We start from the raw sequence: 18,880 nt of genomic DNA on the forward strand, positions 1-18,880 counted from the left end.
ATTATGCTTCCTGCCGGGGTGCGGCCCGGAACAAAGCGGTGGCCGTTCCTTTCTGCCTGATGAACGGGGACGGACAGGGGGCACCGCGCGGCGTGGGTTCGGGGCGGCAATCGATCTTCTCGACATTCGGTGCGGAGGCGGAGACGCTGGCCGGGCTGACGTGGTGGATGACCGCGGGGGCGGTGGTGATCTTCGTCGCGGTGGCGACGCTGATCGTCATGGCGCTGCGCGCGCGCCGCAACGCGATCACCCACCAGCAGGGGATGCGGCTGGTGCTGTGGGCGGGCGGCATCGTGCCGACGGTGGTCCTGCTGTCGCTGCTGGTGTCCACCCTGCCGCAGATGCGCCCGATCGCGATCGCGCCCGGCGACCTGCGCGTGACGGTGGAGGGCGAGCAATTCTGGTGGCGCATCCGCTATCGCCCCCCCGGCGCGGCCGAACTGGTGACCGCGAACGAACTGCGCATCCCCGTCGGCCGGACGGTGGCGCTGGAGCTGGAGGCGGGCGACGTCCTGCACAGTTTCTGGGTGCCGGGGCTGGCGGGCAAGATGGACATGGTGCCCGGCCGCACCAACACCCTGGTGGTGCGCGCGACCCGCGCGGGGCGCTTCCGCGGGCAATGCGCCGAATTCTGCGGGCTGAGCCATGCGCTGATGGCGTTCGACGTGATCGCGATGGAGCCGGCGGCGTTCGATCGCTGGCTGGCCGAACGGCGCGGCCCGGCGCGTGACGGCGCCGCGACCGAAGCAGGCGCGCGCGTGTTCGCGGCCTATGGCTGCGCGGCATGCCATGCGGTGCGCGGCACGAATGCGGCGGGGACGATCGGCCCCGACCTGACGCATATCGGCGCGCGCGCGACGCTGGGCGCGGGCATCCTGCCGATGGATGCCGACCACCTGCGCCGCTTCGTGAAGGATGCGCCGGCGGTGAAGCCGGGCGCGCGGATGCCCGCCTATCCGCACATGACGAACGACGACGCGACCGCGATCGCGCGCTGGCTGGAATCGCTGACATGAGCCTTCACGCACAGGACGATCCACAGCTGCGCGCCGATCAGGAACGGCGGCTGCGCGCGGTGTGGGCGCCGCCGACCGGCTGGTTCGGGCGCTGGACCGACGTCAACAACAACCGCGTCGGCATCTGGTACACGCTGACCGCCTTCACCTTCATGCTGTTCGCGGGCGTGCTGGCCCTCATCATGCGCACGCAGCTGGCCGCGCCGGGCAACGACCTCGTTTCCGCATCGACGTTCAACCAGCTGTTCACGCTGCACGGCTCGATGATGATGTTCCTGTTCGCGGTGCCGATGTTCGAGGCGGTGGCGGTGATCCTGCTGCCGCAGCTGCTGGGCGCGCGCGACCTGCCGTTCCCGCGGCTGTCGGCGTTCGGTTACTGGAGCTTCCTGATCGGCGGGGTGTTCGTCGGCGGATCGATCTTCTTCAACGTCGCGCCCGACGGCGGCTGGTTCATGTATCCGCCGTTCACGACGCGCACCGACCTGTCCGGGCTGGGCGCCGATATCTGGATGCTGGGCCTCAGCTTCATCGAGGTATCGTCGGTCGCCGCGGCGGTGGAGCTGATCGTCGGCGTGCTCAAGACGCGCCCGCCGGGGATGCGGCTGAACCTGATGCCGCTCTACGCCTGGTACATCCTGGTCGTGGCGGTGATGATCCTGTTCGCCTTCCCGCCGCTGATCGCCGGGGACATCTTGTTCGAGATGGAGCGGCTGCTCGGCTGGCCGTTCTTCGACGCGGCGAAGGGCGGCGACGCGATCCTGTGGCAGCACCTGTTCTGGATCTTCGGCCACCCGGAGGTCTATATCGTCTTCCTTCCCTCGATCGCGCTGTTCGCGATGATGGTGCCGACCTTCGCGCAGCGCCACCTGCTGGGCTATCCGTGGATCGTGCTGGCGGCAGTGGGAACGGCGTTCCTGTCGTTCGGCCTGTGGGTGCACCACATGTTCACCACCGGGCTGCCCAAGATCAGCCTGGCGTTCTTCTCCGCCGCGTCCGAAGCGGTGGCGATCCCCACCGGCATCCAGATCTTTGTGTTCATCGCCACGATGTGGGCCGGGCGCGTCACTTGGTCGACGCCGCTGCTCTATGCCTTCGGTTCGATCGCGATCTTCGTCATCGGCGGGCTGACCGGGGTGATGGTAGCGATCGCGCCGTTCGACTGGCAGGCGCACGACACCTATTTCATTGTCGCGCACCTGCATTACGTGCTGATCGGCGGGACGCTGATCCCGCTGATGGGCGGGCTGTATTATTACTGGCCGCTCATTACCGGAAAGAAGCTGTCCGACCGGGTCGGGCGCACCGCCTTCTGGTTCCAGTTCGTCGGCGCGAACCTGACGTTCTTCCCGATGCATTTCTCCGGACTGATGGGGATGCCGCGGCGCGTGTTCACCTATCCGGCGGAGCTGGGGGTGGGCGGGCTCAACATGGCGTCGACGATCGGGTCATACGTGTTCGCGGTCGGCGTGCTGCTGGTGTGCGTCGACCTGGCGCGCAGCCCGTGGCGGCAGAAATCGCCGCGCAACCCGTGGAACGCCGGCACGCTGGAATGGCTGGCGCACCCGGATGACGAGGATTGGGGCATCCGCTCCGTCCCGCTCATCACCAGCCGCTATCCTATCTGGGACCAGAAGAACTTCGTGCGCAACGTCGACGAAGGGCGCTTCTTCCTGCCCGATGCGCAGGAGGGGCGGCGCGAGACGATCATCACCAGCGTGCTCGACGCGCGCCCGGTGCAGGTGATCCGGCTGGGCACGCCGAGCGCCAAGCCGATGGTCACCGCCGTCGCGCTGGGCAGCGTGTTCATCCTGACCACCTATCACCTCTATTGGGCGGCGCTGGCGGGGGCGGTGGCGACGCTGGCGATGGTGCTGTGGTGGCTGTGGACCGGCACCGCGGAAATCCCGGAGAAGGAAGAGAAGTCGATCGGCCACGGGCTGACCGTGCCGCTCTATTGCTCCGGCGGGTCGTCGGCGGGGTGGTGGGCGATGTTCATCACGATGATGGCGGATGCGACGGCCTTCTCGGGCCTCGTCTTCGGCTATTATTTCTTCTGGACCCGTCATGACGATTTCCCGCCGGGCGGCCCGGGGCTGGACGGGCCGGGGGCGTTCTGGCCGATGGTGGCGCTGGCGGTCACGCTGGCGTCCTGGGCGATGACGGTCGCGGCGCGCGAACTGAACGCGCGCGGCGCGGAGGGAGCGGCGCGCGGGCTGCTGGGCGCGGGCGCGATCGCGTCGCTGGCGGCGATCGGTGCGGGGCTGGCGGGGCCGATGACGACGGGGCTGGAACCCTCGCTCCACGTCTATCCCGCGATCGTGTGGACGCTGGTGATCTGGACCGTCGCGCACAATGGCGTCGGCGCGATCATGCAGCTGTACACGCTGGCGCGCAGCATCGCCGGGCGGATGACCCCGCGCTACGACGCCGATGTCCGCAACATCACCGTCTATCACCATTTCATGGCGCTGACCGCGATCGTCACCTACGCCACGATCGGGCTGTTTCCGGGGGCGGGATCGTGAAGAACGAGAGTCCGCCCCACGAAAGCCGGGAGGGCGACCGCCCCCGCGGCCTGCGCGCCCGCATCCTGGCGCTGCGCGTCACATTGTGGACGCTGATCGTGCCGCCGACCGTCTGGGCGGTGCATTTCCTGTTCTGTTACCTGTGGGTGTCGGTCAGTTGCGCGAAGCTGGGGCAGTTCCCGCGCTTCACCACCGCGTTCGTGATCGGCACGGGCGCGGCGCTGGCGATCATCGTCGCGGCCGGCGCGATCGCCTGGGTCCAGTCGCGCACCCCCGGCGACCCGCCCCCGCATGATGAGGGCACGGATATCGACCGGCTGCGCTTCATCGCCAAGTCGACACTGCTGCTGGCGGGGCTGAGCTTCGTCGCGGTGGTGTTCACCGCCGCGCCGGCGCTGATGCTGACGGACTGCCGGTGAGCGCGGCGGGCTGGATCGTCGCCGCGCTGTCGGCGGTGCTGGCGGTCGCCGGGCTGGGGATGACCGGGCATATGATGGCGCATATGGCCGCCGTCGCGATCGCCGCGCCGCTGATCGCGCTCGGCGCGCCCGCGCGCGGCGGATCGGCGGGCGCGCCGCTGGGCTGGGCGATGGCGGAGTTCGCGATCGTCTGGGCGTGGCACGCGCCCGCGCTGCGCGCGCTGGCCGACGCGCATCTCGCGGTCGCGCTGGTCGAACAGGCGCTGTTTCTGGGCGTCGGCATCGCGCTGTGGCGATCGGCGCTGGCGCAGCCGGCGGCGGGGGTGGCGGCGCTGTTGGTCACGTCGATGCACATGACGCTGCTGGGCGTGCTGATCGGGCTGGCGGGCCGGCCGCTGTACATGATGATGGCGATGCACCCCGCACCGGGGCTGGACGCGCTGGCCGACCAGGCGCTGGGCGGGGTGGTGATGCTGGTGGTGGGCGGCGCGAGTTACTGCCTGGGCGGGCTGTGGCTGCTCGGCACGATCCTGAAAGGACGCAGGGCGGCATGACGATCCGGCTGACGTGGAAGCGTATCGCGGCCGTCCTGGCGGGGCTGGCGGCGGCGGGGCTGCTGTTCGCCTGGTCGGGCATCTTCAACATCGCCGCCTCGTCCGGGCATTGGGCGATCAGCGACTGGTTCCTGCACTGGACGATGCGCAATTCGGTGAAGACCCACGCCTGGTTCGATTCACCCGAGGATGTGATCGCCACCGACGGCCAGCTGGTCAGCGCGGCGGGGCATTTCGCCGCCGCCTGCGCCACCTGCCACGGCGCGCCGGGGCAGCGCCCGTCGCCGGTGATGCAGAAGGCGACGCCGCCCGCGCCCGACCTGACCGACGCGGCGCTGAAGGACAAATGGACCGACGCGCAGTTGTTCTACATCCTGCGCCACGGGGTGAAGTTCACCGGGATGCCCGCCTGGGGCGCGGCGGGCCGCGACGACGAGATCCGGCGGATGGTCGCGTTCCTGCGCCGCCTGCCGGCGCTGTCGCCCGCGCAATATCGCGCGCTCAGCGGGATGGCGACGGGGGCGGGCACCACCGACCCGCGCGCGCTGGGCGGCGATGTGCTGGCGGGCTGCGTCGCGTGCCACGGCGCCGACGGGCGCGGGCGCGGGCAGGGCGACATACCGGTGCTGGGCGGGCAGGACCCGCGCTATCTGGAACGGGCGCTGCGCGATTACGCGAGCGGCGCGCGCGCCAGCGCGGTGATGGCCAACGCCGCCGCGACGCTGACGCCGGAGGACCGGCGCGCGCTGGCGCGGCATTTCGCGGCGCTGCCGGGGCTGGGCGATGCCGTTCCCGCCGGTGGCGACGAGCGTGTGCGCACGATCGTGACGCGCGGTCTGCCCGAACGTCAGCTGCCCGCCTGCGCCGGCTGTCACGCGCCGGGCAAGGCGCAGCCGGTGCTCGCCGGGCAGCGCGCATCCTATCTGGCGCAGCGGCTGCGGCAGTGGCGGCACGACGACAAGACGATCGACGCGCGCCAGCCGCAGGACGCGATGGCGGTAATCGCGCGGCGCATCCCGGACGACATGGTCGAGCCGCTCGCGCGCTATTTCGCGGGGGCCGAGGCGCCGCTTCGGCGCTAGGCCGATCCTCTCTCCAACCAAACGTCATCCCGGCGAAAGCCGGGATCTCCCGGAGATGGCGCGCCGCAGGAGCCGCATGAGGCCCCGGCCTTCGCCGGGGCGACGTGTCGTGCGGCGGGGTCATGTCCGTGCGGCCCGCCGTATCGCAGCGCCGGTTGGCCGCGGGATGAAAATATTTTTGTTCGCGTGACGTTCTCTTGCAATCGGCGAACCCCGCGGAAGTCCGTGCGTCGCTGACTCCGCGCGACGGCGATGGCGCGCCGTTCGGTGCGTAAGGTCCGGTAACGGCCATTTTTACCGACTTGCCTGCCCCGCCGATCTGCCACAATCTGTAGAGGTTCGGTTCGGGGGCGAACCCAAGTTATGGTAGAACGGCGTCGGCGGCCCCATATCGGGGTCACGCGCGGAGGCCGCCGCCGGGATGACCGGCGATCACGGTTTGTTCTCAACGGTTTGCCCTGTTAGAGTCGGTGCTTCGTCATCGATTCGCCGGAACGGTACGGGAACGCGGGAGCGGTGCGAACATGGATTTCAGAGGGACGGACGGCGAGGCGATGACCACCGACACGATCGAGGCGGCGACCGCGGGTGACGCCGCCGCAGAGGCGACCAAGGGCGCGCTGGGCAAGCCCTATCCGGTCGAGGTTGATCACGGGCGCGACGCGCTCCTGACCGATTTCGGCAAGGAGACGCTGAAGGACCGCTATCTCCTGCCGGGCGAAAGCTTCCAGGACCTGTTCGTGCGCGTCGCCAGCGCCTATGCCGACGATGCGGCGCATGCGCAGCGCATCTACGATTACATCTCGAAACTGTGGTTCATGCCGGCGACGCCGGTGCTGTCGAACGGCGGCACCGGGCGCGGGCTGCCGATCAGCTGCTACCTCAATTCGGTGCCCGACAGCCTGAACGGCATCGTCGACACCTGGAACGAGAATGTCTGGCTCGCCTCGCGCGGGGGCGGGATCGGCACCTATTGGGGCAATGTGCGCGGTATTGGCGAGCCGGTCGGCCTCAATGGCAAGACCAGCGGGATCATCCCGTTCGTGCGCGTGATGGACAGCCTGACGCTCGCCATCTCGCAAGGCTCGCTGCGCCGCGGTTCGGCGGCCTGCTACCTCGACATCTCGCATCCCGAGATCGAGGAATTTCTCGAGATCCGCAAGCCGTCGGGCGATTTCAACCGCAAGGCGCTGAACCTCCACCACGGCGTGCTGATCCCCGACGCCTTCATGGAAGCGGTGCGCGACGGCGCCGAATGGGAGCTGAAGAGCCCCAAGGACCAGACCGTGCGCGGCAAGGTGGATGCGCGCGCGCTGTTCCAGAAGCTGGTCGAAACCCGGCTGGCGACCGGCGAGCCGTACATCGTCTTCGCCGACCATGTGAACAATTCCATGCCCCGGCATCACCGCGAGCTGGGGCTGAAGGTGTCGACGTCGAACCTGTGCAGCGAGATCACGCTGCCCACCGGCCGCGACCATCTGGGCAACGATCGCACCGCAGTGTGCTGCCTGTCGTCGCTCAACCTGGAAACCTGGGACGAGTGGAAGGACGAGAAGGGCTTCATCGAGGATGTGATGCGCTTCCTCGACAACGTGCTGCAGGACTACATCGACCGCCACGAACCGGGGATGGAGCGTGCCGCCTATTCCGCCGCGCGCGAGCGGTCGGTCGGACTGGGGGTGATGGGTTTCCACTCCTTCCTCCAGGCGCGCGGGCTGCCGTTCGAAGGCGCGATGGCCAAGAGCTGGAACCTGCGGATGTTCAAGCACATCAACGCGCAGGTGAACCAGGCGTCGATGACGCTCGCGGCGGAGCGCGGGCCGTGCCCCGACGCCGCCGACGTCGGCGTGATGGAGCGGTTCTCGTGCAAGATGGCGATCGCGCCGACCGCGTCGATCAGCATCATCTGCGGCGGGACCAGCGCGTGCATCGAGCCGATCCCGGCGAACATCTACACCCACAAGACGCTGTCGGGCAGCTTCGCGGTCAAGAACCCGTATCTGGAAAAGCTCCTGTCCGAAAAGTCGAAGAATTCCGACGCGGTGTGGAATTCGATCCTGGAGCATGGCGGCTCGGTCCAGCACCTCGACTTCCTCAGCCAGGAAGAGAAGGATTGCTACAAGACCTCGTTCGAGATCGACCAGCGGTGGCTGCTGGAACTGGCCGGCGATCGCGCGCCGTTCATCGACCAGGCGCAGTCGCTCAACCTGTTCATCCCGGCGGACGTCGAGAAATGGGATCTCCTGATGCTCCATTTCCGCGCCTGGGAACTGGGCATCAAGTCGCTTTATTACCTGCGTTCCAAGTCGGTGCAGCGCGCCGGCTTCGCGGGCGGGGTGGAGAACGACAATACGATCGAGAAGCCGAAGTACGAATTCGGCGAGAGCACCGACTACGACGAATGCCTGGCGTGTCAGTGAGGTGGCGGAGCGGTCGCATCTGACGGCCGACACCGGTGAGCGGGTCACCCTCACCTTTCCGGCGTTGCGCGCCTCCCTCCCTCTCCCGTCGGGAGAGGGAAGGGGCCCGCCCGGCGCAGCCGGGTGGGAAGGGTGAGGGTGAGTAGGGGAGCAAAGACGGTGAGGCTTTACGATCACCAGCCCGCCGGCACCGTCGACCGCGCCCGGTCGCTACGTCGCGGCGCACCCGCTCCTGAACGGCGCCTGCTACGCGCGCTGCGTGCCGCCTTTCCGCATCTCAAATGGCGTCATCAGGCGCCGGTTGGACCCTATTTCGCCGACATGCTGTGTTTTTCGGAACGACTGGTGATCGAAGTGGACGGCGATACCCATGCCGATGCCGCGCCCTATGATGCGCGGCGCGACGCCATGCTGCGACAGGCAGGATTCCGCACGATCCGCTTCACCAACCGTGACGTGATGCAGAACATCGACGGCGTTGTGGCGTGCATCTCCTTCTCCCTGCGGGAGAAGGAAGGGGCCTATGCGCAGCATGGGGAGGCTGAGGGTGCCGCGGCCAAGGAAAAGGGCGTCGCGGCATGAACCGCGACGCCCTCACCCTTCCGGCCCTGCGGGCCTCCCTCCCTCTCCCGCCGGGAGAGGGAATGACGCGGCTATTCCGCCTCTTCGAACATGTCCTGCGCGTTCTGCGCGGTCGCGGACAGGCGGACGGTGTCGCCCTCCACCTCGGCGACCAAGCCGAGCGGAATATAGTGATGCCGGGCGCCCTGGCCGTCCTGCGTCTGCGGGCTGTCGTCCTTGGTCAGCTTGATGCGGTCGCCGTCGACATGGTCCACGGTGCCGACATGCACGCCGTCCGCACCGATCACCTTGGCATGTTCCTTGATCTGGCTGGCATCGGCCATCGTCATTCTCCTTCGGGGGTGTGTCCGCTGGCGCAACGCGCGGGACGGGAGTTGGTGGCATGACGCTCGCCACGCTGCCGCTCGAAAGCGCGATCATGTTCGCGGTCGCCGCGGTGCTGGTGCTGGTCGGGCTGTGGCTGCTGCTGCAATTGCGCCACCCGCAGGGGCCGGCGCGCGTCTATGTCTATCGCATGGTCGGCGTCATGACCGTCGCGGGCGGCAGCACGCTGGCGATGAGCGCCTGGGCGATGTGGCAATGGAGCGCCGCCCCCTGATCGGCCGTTTCCTTCAAGACTTCCAGAGATTTACCCCGGAGTAGTTCGATGTCCCTCCTTCAAGCATCCAAGCAGTACAAGCCGTTCGAATATCCCTGGGCCTATGAATATTGGAAGCGCCAGCAGCAGCTGCACTGGCTGCCCGAGGAGGTGCCGCTGGGCGAGGATTGCCGCGACTGGGCGCAGAAGCTGACCGATCACGAACGCAACCTGCTGACGCAGATCTTCCGCTTCTTCACCCAGGCGGACGTCGAGGTGCAGGATTGCTACCACGAGAAATACGGCCGCGTGTTCAAGCCGACCGAGATCAAGATGATGCTGACCGCGTTCAGCAACATGGAGACGGTGCATATCGCCGCCTATTCGCACCTGCTCGACACGATCGGGATGCCGGAAAGCGAATATGGCGCGTTCCTGGAATATGCCGAGCTGAAGGACAAGCACGACTATCTCCAGAACTTCGGCGTCGATACCGATGAGGATATCGCCCGCACGCTGGCGATGTTCGGCGGCTTTACCGAGGGTGTGCAGCTGTTCGCGTCGTTCGCGATGCTGATGAACTTCCCGCGCTTCAACAAGATGAAGGGCATGGGGCAGATCGTGTCCTGGTCGGTCCGCGACGAAAGCCTGCATTGCGAGGGGATCATCCGGCTGTTCCACGCCTTCGTGAAGGAGCGCAACTGCCTGACCAAGGCGGTGAAGGACGATATCGCCGACCAGTGTCAGACGACGATCCGGCTGGAGGATGCGTTCATCGACCTGGCGTTCGAGATGGGGCCGGTCAACGGCATGACCGCCAAGGATATCAAGAAGTATATCCGCTACATCGCCGACTGGCGGCTGGGGCAATTGGGGCTGAAGCCGATCTATATGATCGACGAGCATCCGATCCCGTGGCTGACCCCGCTGCTCAATGGCGTCGAGCATGCCAATTTCTTCGAGACGCGTGCCACCGAATATTCGAAGGCCGCGACCAAGGGGCAGTGGAACGACGTCTGGGACGCCTTCGACAAGCGCCGCAAGGCGAAGGGCGCGAAGGCCGCGAACGAGGATCCGGCCGAGACCGGCGACATGTTCAGCCGCGCGGGCGTCGCCGCGGAGTGACGATGTGACGGGTGACGGGCGCCGATGAGGCCCACGTCACCCGCCTGGTTCAGGCGGCGCGCGCGCCCGCGGCCAGCGGCGGGGTCTGCTGGTGCTGGATCACGCGCCAGTCCTTGTGCGTGACGCGGCGATAGGTCGACGTGCAGTGTGCGACATAATCGTCGTGGCCCGCGCGTTCGGCAGTCGCGGTATAGGCGACGACGATCAACCCCTCCTGCGGGCGTGCGACGCGCCGGTCCGCAAGCGCGACGCGGTCCCAGCGTGGCGTCGCCCCGACCGCGTCGACCGCGCCGTCACCCGCCATGACGAACGGTGGCGTGGGCAGCACCATCAGGCACGCTTCGTCGATCGCCTCGCGATACTGCGCCGCATCGGCGGTCCACAGGCTTTCCTCGAAAGCCCAGATGCGCGCGTCGTCCATGCCCGTTTCTCCGATCGTGTCGGGGCACAGCGATCGATTGCGCAGGCGGTTCCTGACACGGTCGCGCCCGCGTTACCCAAACCGCCTTTGGCGGCGGGATCGTCCCGCGTCGCGGCGGCGGGGCGCTTGCCCCCTGTACCCGCGCGGCGCCGCGTGCCAGTCTACTCCGCGATGACGACCGAGCCCTTCCGCCGCGAACAATGCCGTGTCGCGGCCGCGATGGCCGCGGCGTTGCTGACCGCGCTTGCGCTGCTTGGATTTGCCTTCGCGCGCGCGGGCGCGTCGGTGCCGTTCGCGGATCGGTTGCAGGCGACACTGCGCGCCGATCTGTTCGTGCTGCTGTGCCTCGCCGCGGCGATCGGTGACGTCGCGCGGCGGCGCTTCTTCTCGGTGCAGGACATTGCCGCCGCCGGCCCTGCGTCGCCTGCGGTGGCCGCGGCGCGATCGATGTTGCAGAACACGCTGGAGCAAAGCGTGCTGGCGATCGGCGCGCACCTCGCGCTCACGGCGGCGTTCGATCGCTCCGCCGTGCCGGTCGCGGTGCTGGTGGGGCTGTTCGTGGCGGGGCGCGTGATGTTCTACGGTGGCTATCGCCACGGCGCCGGCGCGCGCGCCTTCGGCTTCGCGCTGACCTTCTACCCCAGCGTGCTGGCGCTCGTCGCGGCGCTCGCCCTGGCGTTCTGATCAAGCAGCCCAAGCGCCACCATCTCCGCACGCAGTGGCTCCGACCCGCGGAACAGGTGCGAGCGGATGCCCAGCGCCTGCGCCGCCGCGACGTTCGCCGCATTGTCGTCGACGAAATACGCCTGTTCCGCGCGCAGCCCGAATCGGTCCAGCGCCAGCCGGAAGATCGCCGGATCGGGCTTCACCAGTTTTTCGTCGCCCGACACGACGATGTCGCGGAACCGGTCGAACATCGCCGCCTCTCGCGCGCGGAACGGCGCGAAGAACTCGCCCGAGAAATTGGTGATCGCGAACAGTGGTACGTCCGCGGCGTCCAGTTCGTCGACCAGCGCCACCATCCCCGGCATCGGACCGGGGATCTGCTCCGAAAAGCGTGGGCCCCACAGCGCGATCATCGCGGCATGTTCGGGGTGGCGCGCGCTCAGTTCGGCGGACGTTTCGGCGAAGGGGCGGCCGGCGTCGTGCTGGAAATGCCAGTCCTTCGTCGCGACCGTATCCAGAAACACGTCAAGCGCCTGTTCGTCATCGAACAGGCGCTCGTAGAGAATCCGGGGATTCCAGTCGTACAGGACGTGCCCGACGTCGAAGATCACCGACGTCGGCATCGTGCCGTCAGTCACCGCGCGGGCTGATCAGCCCTGGCGCGCCTTGAACCGGCGGTTGGTCTTGTTGATGACATAGGTGCGGCCGCGGCGGCGGATCACGCGGTTGTCGCGATGACGGTCCTTGAGCGACTTGAGGCTGTTGCGGATCTTCATGGGATGGCTTCTTCAGGTAAATCGTGAAGCGCGGCGCGTAGAGAGCAGCGCCCGCAAAGTCAACCGGGCGTCGCGCCCGTCCGGGGCGATCGACGACCGTCCGGCACATGGGGACCTTGCGGCGGACCGGCGCGTTGCTATGTCGAAACGATCGCCATCGCGGCGGTGCCGGCTGGCGGCGCCGACCGCATTGATACGGGGTAGTCCATGCGTCGTGCCGTCCTGTTCCCGTTGACCGCCGCGCTGGCGCTGTCCGCCTGCGCCACCGGGCCGCAACGTTTCCCGGTGGAGGCGACGCGCTTCCATTACGATGCGGTGAAACAGCGCGGGACGGTCTCGGTCGAGCCACTGCAGGGCGCGGCATCGGCGAGCCTGGAGTACAAGACCTATGCCGCGGCGGTGCAGGCGGAGCTGCTGAAGCTGGGCTTCACCAACCCCGCGCCCGGCGCCACGGCGCAGTTCATCGTCACCGTCGGCTTCACGCGCACCGACCGTGCGCTGCCGCCGCGCCGCTCGCCGATCACGATCGGGCTGGGCGGGGGCGTCGGCGGCGGCGGGTGGCGCAGCGGCGGCGGTGTCGGCGGCGGGGTCAGCTTCCCGGTCGGCGGCGGCGGGGCCGGCCGCGGCGCGATCGTCACCGAATTGGCGGTGCGCATCCGGCAGGGCGGCGACGCGATCTGGGAAGGGCAGGCGCAGTCGCTGACCGACACCAGCGCCCCCGACGCCGACGTCGCATCGGTCGCCGCGCGGCTGGCGTCGGCGCTGTTCAAGGACTTTCCCGGCGAATCGGGCCGGACGATCGAGGTGAAATGACCCTGACCATCAATGCCGCCTTCGATGGCGGGAACATCCGCGTCGTCGCGATCGACGATTCGGGGGCGACGCGCCGCTGCGACGTGGAGATCGTTCGCGATCACAAGTCGGATTTCTACCAGTGGTTCTATTTCCGCGCCGCCGGGCTGGCGGGGAAGCCCACGACGTTCCGCATCGTGAACGCGGGGCAAAGTGCCTATCCGTTCGGCTGGCCCGGCTATCGCACGCGCGCGTCGACCGATCTGGTGGGCTGGCCGATGATCGACACGCGCTACGCCGACGGCGTGCTGGAATTTGACTGGCCGGCGACCGGCGGCGACCTGGCGTGGTTCGCCTATTTCGCGCCCTATACGATGGAACAGCACGCCCGGCTGGTCGCGCGGATCGCCGCGCGCCCCGGCGTCACGCACCGCGAACTGGGGCAGACGCTGGACGGGCAGGCGATCGATTACCTGCGCATCGGCGCCGGCGCCAAGCAGGTGTGGCTGTATGCGCGCCAGCATCCGGGCGAATCGATGGCCGAATGGTGGATGGACGGCGCGCTCGACTGGCTGACCAGCGATGCGGCCGCGCCGCTGCTGGCGGCGGCGACGGTGCATGTCGTGCCCAACATGAACCCCGACGGCACCCGCCGCGGGCATCTGCGTACCAATGCGGCAGGGGTGAACCTGAACCGCGAATGGCACGCGCCCAGCGCCGAGCGGTCGCCCGAGGTATTGTGCGTGCTGGCGGAAATGGATCGCACCGGCGTCGACTTCGCGCTCGACGTCCATGGCGACGAGGCGATCGCGGCCAATTTCATCGCCGGGTTCGAAGGCATCCCGTCGTGGACCGAGCGGCAGGGCGCGTTGTTCACCGACTTCGGCCGGCGGCTGGCGGCGCATACCGCCGATTTCCAGACCGAGAAGGGCTATGACAAGGCCGCACCGGGCAAGGCCAACCTGTCGATGTCGACCAACCAGCTGGCCGAGCGGTTCGGCGCGGTATCGGTGACGCTGGAGATGCCGTTCAAGGACCACGATCCGAACCCGGACGCGACCTTCGGCTGGAGCGGCGAGCGATCGGCGCAACTGGGGGTATCGTGCCTGGAGGTGCTGACGGAGATGATCGGCACGTTGTAAGGCCGTCCCGGCGCTCTTCCCGTCATGCCGGACGTGTTCCCGCATCCACCGTGCCTGATACGGGTAAGGGATGTTGGCGCGGATCGGTAGACCCCGGAACAGTGCTCTCTTGAGCGACGTGGAAGGGACCGGGGCGAGGATCATCGACCGGCCCAGGCGGGGCCATCGGAACCACATATGAGAAGAGGTTGCCGAACGCCCGCTGACGGGCGCCCGACAACCCCTAAACATGGTCAGCGGCCGGAGAGCTCCAGCCCGGGAGACCATGCAGGCCTCCGACATATCGATCGCCGTGTTACCGGGGGAGGATACCCCCCACGACGATCAACCTGTCAGAAGCGCGTCCCCCGAACGAACTGAACCGACCCCATTGCTGAACCATGAGACATCGGATCACCTCCTTTCGCTGGTTGATAACGAGCGCGATCTGAAGATCGCAGGTCCAATGTGAGGGGTTCGGGGCGTGCATGCAAGTCTTGTATTATGCGCGCGTTTCGACGATTCTCCCGCCCCTCGTCGACGCTGCCTCAGCCGCGGCAATCCTCCACTACCCGCGCCAGCTCCGCCCAGGGCGGCAGCACCGTCGGCGCGGTGCCCGGCTGCTCGATCGTGAACCGCCCGCGGGAGAAGATCATCGCATCCAGCAGCCGGTCGTCGGCCGCCAGCCGCACCGCGACATAGGGCAGCGCGCCGCCGGTCGGCTGCACCGCCAGCGCGCGCGTCATACTGGTGGTGCGGATCGTGAAGGCGCCGGTCGCGCGGCCCGCGCGCGACAGGTACAGCGCGCGCGCGCCGCGATCGCAGCGCACCACCACCGCCGCATCCGCGCCCGCCGCGCCGTACAGCGCGCGGCTGCCGCGCGCGTCGCGGTCATAGGTCCAGGTGCCAGGCGTCCATGGCCAGTCCTGCCAGTCGGCGGCCGGGGTGGGCGACGGTGCCGGCGCGGGAACCGGCACGGGGCGCGGCGCCGGGGCGGGCGTCGGTTCGGTGCGGGGCACGCACCCCGCGGCGATCAACGCGGCGAGGATCGGCGCGGCCTTGTAGCGAAGGGAGGGGCGGGCGGGCGGAAAGCGGGTCACCCCCCGCGCTATGCCGGATCGCCCCGCACGGCTCAACCGCTGCGGCCACGCCCCGTCGCGGAACCGGCGCGGCGGGCCGGCGGTTTGATCCATCGCAAGTTCGACAGCCGGAGGTTTCATGTCCGACGCCACGCCGACCCAGATCCTGGTGCAGGCCAATCTTTCCGAAACGATGAAGGTCGACAGCCGCGACGGCGATCACCTGGGGTCGGTCCATGCCTTCATGGTCCACAAGGGGTCGGGGCGCACGACGCACGCGGTGCTGAGCCTGGGCGGCTTTCTGGGCATGGGCAAGAGCTTCTACCCGCTGCCCTTCTCGCTGCTGCAATATGATCCGGTGCGCGACGGCTTCGTCGTGACGATCGACAGGCGGATGCTGGAAGGTGGACCGAGCTGGGCGAACAACGCACCGGTGTTCGACCAATCCTATGCCGATCGCGTCGCCAGTTACTATCAGGTCGGCGGCGAGAATCTGGCGGTCGGGTGAGGAGCGGTACGATGACGACGACAAAGCGCGACGGCGACAATGCGATGCAGGAAGCGGTCGAGGAATTGCTGACCGATCCCGATTCGCCCGACAAGGGCAACACCAATCCGCCGCAGACGATCGATGCCGAGCCGGAGGACGAGCCGTCCGGCGATCGGTAAGCGCCCTCAACGATCCGGCTCGATCACCCATTGATGGTTCTCGACGATCCACGCCGGCACCGCGCGTCCGTCCGCATCGCGTGACGGGCGGTAGCGGAAGCGCTGCTCGATCAGGCGGCAGGTGGTGGCGTCCAGCGTCGCATTGCCGCTCGACCGGGTAACGGCGCAGTCGCGTACCCGCCCGTCGACCCACACTAGGAACTTGACCGACACGGTGCCCTGGAAGCCCGCCTCGCCGACATCCCCCGGATAATCGGCATCGCGCAGCCGCCCGCGGATATGCACCGGCGGCGTCTCGTCCATCCCGCCGCCATCGCCGTCACCCCAGCCGCCGCTCCCCGTGCCGTCGCCCACGCCGCCGGCGCCCGTCCCGGGGCCGACGCGCGTGGTCGCGCCCTGCGTCGCGTCATCGCCCGCGAACGGCTTGAGCGCGACGGTGATCGGGGGCGGGGGCAGGGGCACGACGACGATCGGCCGCGGCGCGGCGACCTGCGTCGCCTGCGACCGGATATTGGGCGGCGCCGCGCGACCCGACGGGCGTGACACCGCCGTCTTCTTCGGCACCACCTTTTCCGCCGGGCGCGGCGGTGGCGGGGCGACGCGGAAGATCGCGAGGCCTTCGTCGAGCGGAGCGCGCATCATCCCACCGGCCAGCCCGTTGAGCAGCGCCCAGCCGATCGCCGTGGTCAGCACCCCGGCGGCGACCGCCGATCCGATCCGTTCCTGGCGTGGCGCTGCGTACATAACACCCACGCTACCGCGATCCGGCTGAACGCAGGCTGATGCGCGTCACCGCGCCCCGCGCGCGCCGCCGAACTTGCGCTGGGTCTTGCCGAAGCGGGTCTTGCGCGTGCCCGGCTTGCCTTCGTTGCTGCGCCCCATCACCGGCGCCTTGTGCTGCTCGACCGGCAGGCCCAGCTCTTCCTGTTCCAGCTGGCGGATTTCGTCGCGCAGGCGACCGGCCTCTTCGAACTCCAGATCCGATGCGGCCTTGCGCATCTTCTTCTCCAGCTCCTCGATATAGGCGCGCAGATTGTGGCCGACCATGTGCGGGCGATGCTCGTCGATCTCGACCGTCACCTGATCCTGCGAGGCGACGTGCGCGATGATGTCGCCGATGTTGCGGCGGATCGTGGTCGGGGTGATGCCGTGTTCGCGGTTGTACGCCTCCTGCTTTTCGCGGCGGCGCGCGGTTTCGTTCATCGCGCGCTCCATGCTGCCGGTGATGCGGTCGGCGTAGAGGATCACGCGCCCCTCGACGTTGCGCGCCGCGCGCCCGATCGTCTGGATCAGCGACGTTTCGGAACGCAGGAACCCTTCCTTGTCGGCATCCATGATGCACACCAGCCCGCATTCCGGGATGTCCAGCCCCTCGCGCAGCAGGTTGATGCCGATCAGAACGTCATACACCCCCAGCCGCAGGTCGCGGATCAGCTCGATCCGCTCCAGCGTCTCCACGTCGGAGTGCATGTAGCGCACGCGCACCCCGGCCTCGTGCATATACTCCGTCAGGTCCTCGGCCATCCGCTTGGTCAGCGTGGTGACGAGCGTGCGGAACCCCTTTTCGGCGGTCGCGCGGCATTCGACGATGCAATCCTGCACCTGTTCCTCGACCGGGCGGATTTCCACCGGCGGGTCGATCAGCCCGGTCGGGCGGATCACCTGTTCGGCGAAGACGCCGCCGGCCTGTTCCATTTCCCACGACCCCGGCGTCGCCGACACGCACACCGTCTGCGGGCGCATCGCGTCCCATTCGTTGAAGCGCAGCGGGCGGTTGTCGATGCAGCTGGGCAGGCGGAAGCCGTATTCGGCCAGCGTGATCTTGCGCCGGTGGTCGCCGCGCGCCATCGCGCCGATCTGCGGCACCGTCTGGTGGCTTTCGTCGACGAACAGCAGCGCGTTTTCGGGCAGATATTCGAACAGCGTGGGCGGCGGTTCGCCGGGCAGGCGCCCGGTCAGGAAGCGGCTGTAATTCTCTATCCCGTTGCAGCTGCCGGTCGCGGCGATCATCTCCAGGTCGAAATGCGTGCGCTGCTCCAGCCGCTGGCGCTCCAGCAGCTTGCCCTCCGCCTCCAGCTCCTTCAGCCGCTCGGTCAGTTCGTGGCGGATCGCCTCGCTCGCCTGCTTCAGCGTCGGGCCGGGGGTGACATAGTGCGAATTGGCATAGACGCGGATCGACGACAGGCTCGCGGATTTCTTCCCCGTCAGCGGGTCGAATTCGACGATATCCTCGATCTCGTCACCGAAGAACGACACGCGCCACGCGCTGTCCTCATAATGCGACGGGAAGATTTCCAGATTGTCGCCCTTGACGCGGAAATTGCCGCGCTGGAACGCCGCGTCGTTGCGCTTGTATTGCAACGCCACCAGCTTGCGCACGATCTCGCGCTGGTCGACCGACTGGCCCTTCTTCAGATCGAAGATCATCGCCGAATAGGTTTCGACCGATCCGATGCCGTACAGGCACGATACCGATGCGACGATCAGCACGTCGTCGCGCTCCAGCAGCGATCGCGTCGCCGAATGGCGCATCCGGTCGATCGCCTCGTTGATCGAGCTTTCCTTCTCGATATAGGTGTCGGAGCGCGGGACATACGCCTCCGGCTGGTAATAGTCGTAGTAACTGACGAAATATTCGACGGCGTTCTCGGGGAAGAAGCTCTTGAACTCGCCGTACAATTGCGCGGCCAGGATCTTGTTCGGCGCCAGGATCAGCGCGGGGCGCTGCAACGCCTCGATCACCTTGGCCATGGTGAAGGTCTTGCCCGAACCGGTGACGCCCAGCAGCACCTGGTCGCGCTCCCCCTGCCGCGCGGCGCCGACAAGCTCGGCGATGGCGGTCGGCTGGTCGCCCGACGGCTGATAGTCGCTGACCAGCTTGAACGGCTTGCCGCCCTCCACCTTGTCGGGGCGCTGCGGCCGGTGCGGGACGAAGCTGTCGCCGGTTTCGGGCTCGGCAAGGCTGGTGCGGATCTGGATCGCCATATGGGGGAATATGGGGAACATCGCCGCGCGCGCAACGACGGTGGACGGCGAAAGGCGCTGCGACCTGTTCG

At 68.1% G+C, this 18,880-nt stretch carries 21 protein-coding genes; 14 read left to right on the forward strand and 7 right to left on the reverse strand.

Features of this window, described 5'->3' with window-relative positions; all coding sequences use genetic code 11:
• Positions 1-38 precede the first annotated feature (38 nt).
• The 7 genes from coxB (at position 39) to COA17_RS13370 (ending at position 8,598) form a co-directional block, all read left to right on the forward strand.
• A complete protein-coding gene (gene coxB, locus COA17_RS13340) occupies positions 39-1,016 on the forward strand; it encodes a cytochrome c oxidase subunit II (protein WP_245857806.1) in 978 nt (325 codons plus the stop codon).
• Positions 1,013-3,541, forward strand: a complete 2,529-nt coding sequence (locus COA17_RS13345; protein WP_096613092.1) for a cbb3-type cytochrome c oxidase subunit I — start codon at positions 1,013-1,015, stop codon at positions 3,539-3,541. Before coxB ends, COA17_RS13345 begins: the two co-directional genes overlap by 4 nt.
• 50 nt (positions 3,542-3,591) lie before the next feature.
• Complete coding sequence (locus COA17_RS13350; protein ID WP_066486523.1) at positions 3,592-3,960, forward strand: hypothetical protein; 369 nt, start codon at positions 3,592-3,594, stop codon at positions 3,958-3,960.
• On the forward strand, positions 3,957-4,514 hold the full coding sequence (locus tag COA17_RS13355; protein WP_231738612.1) for a cytochrome c oxidase assembly protein: 558 nt from the start codon (positions 3,957-3,959) through the stop codon (positions 4,512-4,514). Before COA17_RS13350 ends, COA17_RS13355 begins: the two co-directional genes overlap by 4 nt.
• Positions 4,511-5,596 (forward strand): c-type cytochrome, encoded by a 1,086-nt coding sequence (locus COA17_RS13360; protein WP_066486522.1) that lies wholly within the window; start codon positions 4,511-4,513, stop codon positions 5,594-5,596. Before COA17_RS13355 ends, COA17_RS13360 begins: the two co-directional genes overlap by 4 nt.
• 524 nt (positions 5,597-6,120) lie before the next feature.
• Entirely contained in the window at positions 6,121-8,016 is a 1,896-nt protein-coding gene (locus COA17_RS13365) for a ribonucleoside-diphosphate reductase subunit alpha (RefSeq protein ID WP_066487354.1), read from the forward strand.
• 159 nt (positions 8,017-8,175) lie between these two features.
• Positions 8,176-8,598, forward strand: coding sequence for an endonuclease domain-containing protein (locus COA17_RS13370; protein WP_066487352.1), 423 nt, complete (start codon positions 8,176-8,178; stop codon positions 8,596-8,598).
• Between the two features lie 71 nt (positions 8,599-8,669).
• On the opposite strand, the gene COA17_RS13375 is transcribed toward COA17_RS13370, so the two are convergent.
• Positions 8,670-8,921 carry a DUF2171 domain-containing protein gene (locus COA17_RS13375; protein ID WP_096613204.1) on the reverse strand — a complete coding sequence of 84 codons (252 nt, stop codon included), beginning with the start codon at positions 8,919-8,921 and terminating at the stop codon, positions 8,670-8,672.
• 59 nt (positions 8,922-8,980) lie between these two features.
• Here COA17_RS13375 and COA17_RS13380 point away from each other — a divergent pair, with 59 nt between their 5' ends.
• Positions 8,981-9,196: a hypothetical protein gene (locus COA17_RS13380; protein ID WP_231738691.1), complete on the forward strand. Its 216-nt coding sequence runs from the start codon at positions 8,981-8,983 to the stop codon at positions 9,194-9,196.
• A gap of 48 nt (positions 9,197-9,244) precedes the next feature.
• Positions 9,245-10,300, forward strand: a complete 1,056-nt coding sequence (locus COA17_RS13385; protein ID WP_096613094.1) for a ribonucleotide-diphosphate reductase subunit beta — start codon at positions 9,245-9,247, stop codon at positions 10,298-10,300.
• A 49-nt stretch (positions 10,301-10,349) separates the two neighbouring features.
• On the opposite strand, the gene COA17_RS13390 is transcribed toward COA17_RS13385, so the two are convergent.
• Positions 10,350-10,721 (reverse strand): DUF4440 domain-containing protein, encoded by a 372-nt coding sequence (locus tag COA17_RS13390; protein WP_096613096.1) that lies wholly within the window; start codon positions 10,719-10,721, stop codon positions 10,350-10,352.
• Between the two features lie 171 nt (positions 10,722-10,892).
• Here COA17_RS13390 and COA17_RS13395 point away from each other — a divergent pair, with 171 nt between their 5' ends.
• Positions 10,893-11,405, forward strand: a complete 513-nt coding sequence (locus tag COA17_RS13395; RefSeq protein ID WP_096613098.1) for a hypothetical protein — start codon at positions 10,893-10,895, stop codon at positions 11,403-11,405.
• Here the strand turns inward: COA17_RS13395 and COA17_RS13400 are convergent.
• Both COA17_RS13400 and ykgO read right to left on the reverse strand, forming a co-directional pair.
• The gene (locus tag COA17_RS13400) at positions 11,357-12,010 is read right to left on the reverse strand and encodes an HAD-IA family hydrolase (RefSeq protein ID WP_096613100.1); all 654 of its coding nucleotides are present in this window, start codon (positions 12,008-12,010) and stop codon (positions 11,357-11,359) included. The genes COA17_RS13395 and COA17_RS13400 overlap by 49 nt on opposite strands.
• Positions 12,011-12,037: 27 nt before the next feature.
• On the reverse strand, positions 12,038-12,163 hold the full coding sequence (gene ykgO, locus COA17_RS13405; RefSeq protein WP_003046794.1) for a type B 50S ribosomal protein L36: 126 nt from the start codon (positions 12,161-12,163) through the stop codon (positions 12,038-12,040).
• A 207-nt stretch (positions 12,164-12,370) separates the two neighbouring features.
• On the opposite strand from ykgO, the gene COA17_RS13410 reads away from it, so the two are divergent.
• Complete coding sequence (locus tag COA17_RS13410) at positions 12,371-12,976, forward strand: DUF4136 domain-containing protein (protein WP_096613102.1); 606 nt, start codon at positions 12,371-12,373, stop codon at positions 12,974-12,976.
• Positions 12,973-14,097: a M14 family metallopeptidase gene (locus tag COA17_RS13415; protein ID WP_096613104.1), complete on the forward strand. Its 1,125-nt coding sequence runs from the start codon at positions 12,973-12,975 to the stop codon at positions 14,095-14,097. Before COA17_RS13410 ends, COA17_RS13415 begins: the two co-directional genes overlap by 4 nt.
• A 527-nt stretch (positions 14,098-14,624) precedes the next feature.
• Here the strand turns inward: COA17_RS13415 and COA17_RS13420 are convergent.
• Positions 14,625-15,176, reverse strand: a complete 552-nt coding sequence (locus tag COA17_RS13420; protein WP_096613106.1) for a hypothetical protein — start codon at positions 15,174-15,176, stop codon at positions 14,625-14,627.
• Between the two features lie 118 nt (positions 15,177-15,294).
• On the opposite strand from COA17_RS13420, the gene COA17_RS13425 reads away from it, so the two are divergent.
• Together COA17_RS13425 and COA17_RS19420 are read left to right on the forward strand one after the other, a co-directional pair.
• On the forward strand, positions 15,295-15,663 hold the full coding sequence (locus COA17_RS13425) for a PRC-barrel domain-containing protein (protein WP_066485077.1): 369 nt from the start codon (positions 15,295-15,297) through the stop codon (positions 15,661-15,663).
• 11 nt (positions 15,664-15,674) lie between these two features.
• Positions 15,675-15,824 carry a hypothetical protein gene (locus COA17_RS19420; RefSeq protein ID WP_176484909.1) on the forward strand — a complete coding sequence of 50 codons (150 nt, stop codon included), beginning with the start codon at positions 15,675-15,677 and terminating at the stop codon, positions 15,822-15,824.
• A 6-nt stretch (positions 15,825-15,830) separates the two neighbouring features.
• Here COA17_RS19420 and COA17_RS13430 read toward each other — a convergent pair whose 3' ends face one another.
• Positions 15,831-16,568 carry a TonB family protein gene (locus COA17_RS13430; RefSeq protein WP_245857808.1) on the reverse strand — a complete coding sequence of 246 codons (738 nt, stop codon included), beginning with the start codon at positions 16,566-16,568 and terminating at the stop codon, positions 15,831-15,833.
• Positions 16,569-16,613: 45 nt separating this feature from the next.
• Positions 16,614-18,809 carry an excinuclease ABC subunit UvrB gene (gene uvrB, locus COA17_RS13435; protein ID WP_096613208.1) on the reverse strand — a complete coding sequence of 732 codons (2,196 nt, stop codon included), beginning with the start codon at positions 18,807-18,809 and terminating at the stop codon, positions 16,614-16,616.
• Positions 18,810-18,880: the final 71 nt, after the last annotated feature.

This window comes from Sphingomonas ginsenosidimutans, from assembly GCF_002374835.1.
GTDB classification, from domain to species: Bacteria; Pseudomonadota; Alphaproteobacteria; order Sphingomonadales; family Sphingomonadaceae; genus Sphingomonas; species Sphingomonas ginsenosidimutans.

Excerpts from the sequence above, each read along its gene's own strand:
- COA17_RS13345 (WP_096613092.1), top strand. The coding sequence starts at position 1,013 with ATGAGCCTTCACGCACAGGACGATCCACAGCTGCGCGCCGATCAGGAA.
- COA17_RS13360 (WP_066486522.1), top strand. The coding sequence starts at position 4,511 with ATGACGATCCGGCTGACGTGGAAGCGTATCGCGGCCGTCCTGGCGGGG.
- COA17_RS13365 (WP_066487354.1), top strand. The coding sequence starts at position 6,121 with ATGGATTTCAGAGGGACGGACGGCGAGGCGATGACCACCGACACGATC.
- COA17_RS13375 (WP_096613204.1), bottom strand. The coding sequence starts at position 8,921 with ATGGCCGATGCCAGCCAGATCAAGGAACATGCCAAGGTGATCGGTGCG.
- COA17_RS13380 (WP_231738691.1), top strand. The coding sequence starts at position 8,981 with ATGACGCTCGCCACGCTGCCGCTCGAAAGCGCGATCATGTTCGCGGTC.
- COA17_RS13385 (WP_096613094.1), top strand. The coding sequence starts at position 9,245 with ATGTCCCTCCTTCAAGCATCCAAGCAGTACAAGCCGTTCGAATATCCC.
- COA17_RS13390 (WP_096613096.1), bottom strand. The coding sequence starts at position 10,721 with ATGGACGACGCGCGCATCTGGGCTTTCGAGGAAAGCCTGTGGACCGCC.
- COA17_RS13395 (WP_096613098.1), top strand. The coding sequence starts at position 10,893 with ATGACGACCGAGCCCTTCCGCCGCGAACAATGCCGTGTCGCGGCCGCG.
- COA17_RS13400 (WP_096613100.1), bottom strand. The coding sequence starts at position 12,010 with ATGCCGACGTCGGTGATCTTCGACGTCGGGCACGTCCTGTACGACTGG.
- ykgO (WP_003046794.1), bottom strand. The coding sequence starts at position 12,163 with ATGAAGATCCGCAACAGCCTCAAGTCGCTCAAGGACCGTCATCGCGAC.
- COA17_RS13410 (WP_096613102.1), top strand. The coding sequence starts at position 12,371 with ATGCGTCGTGCCGTCCTGTTCCCGTTGACCGCCGCGCTGGCGCTGTCC.
- COA17_RS13415 (WP_096613104.1), top strand. The coding sequence starts at position 12,973 with ATGACCCTGACCATCAATGCCGCCTTCGATGGCGGGAACATCCGCGTC.
- COA17_RS13425 (WP_066485077.1), top strand. The coding sequence starts at position 15,295 with ATGTCCGACGCCACGCCGACCCAGATCCTGGTGCAGGCCAATCTTTCC.
- COA17_RS19420 (WP_176484909.1), top strand. The coding sequence starts at position 15,675 with ATGACGACGACAAAGCGCGACGGCGACAATGCGATGCAGGAAGCGGTC.
- COA17_RS13430 (WP_245857808.1), bottom strand. The coding sequence starts at position 16,568 with ATGTACGCAGCGCCACGCCAGGAACGGATCGGATCGGCGGTCGCCGCC.
- uvrB (WP_096613208.1), bottom strand. The coding sequence starts at position 18,809 with ATGGCGATCCAGATCCGCACCAGCCTTGCCGAGCCCGAAACCGGCGAC.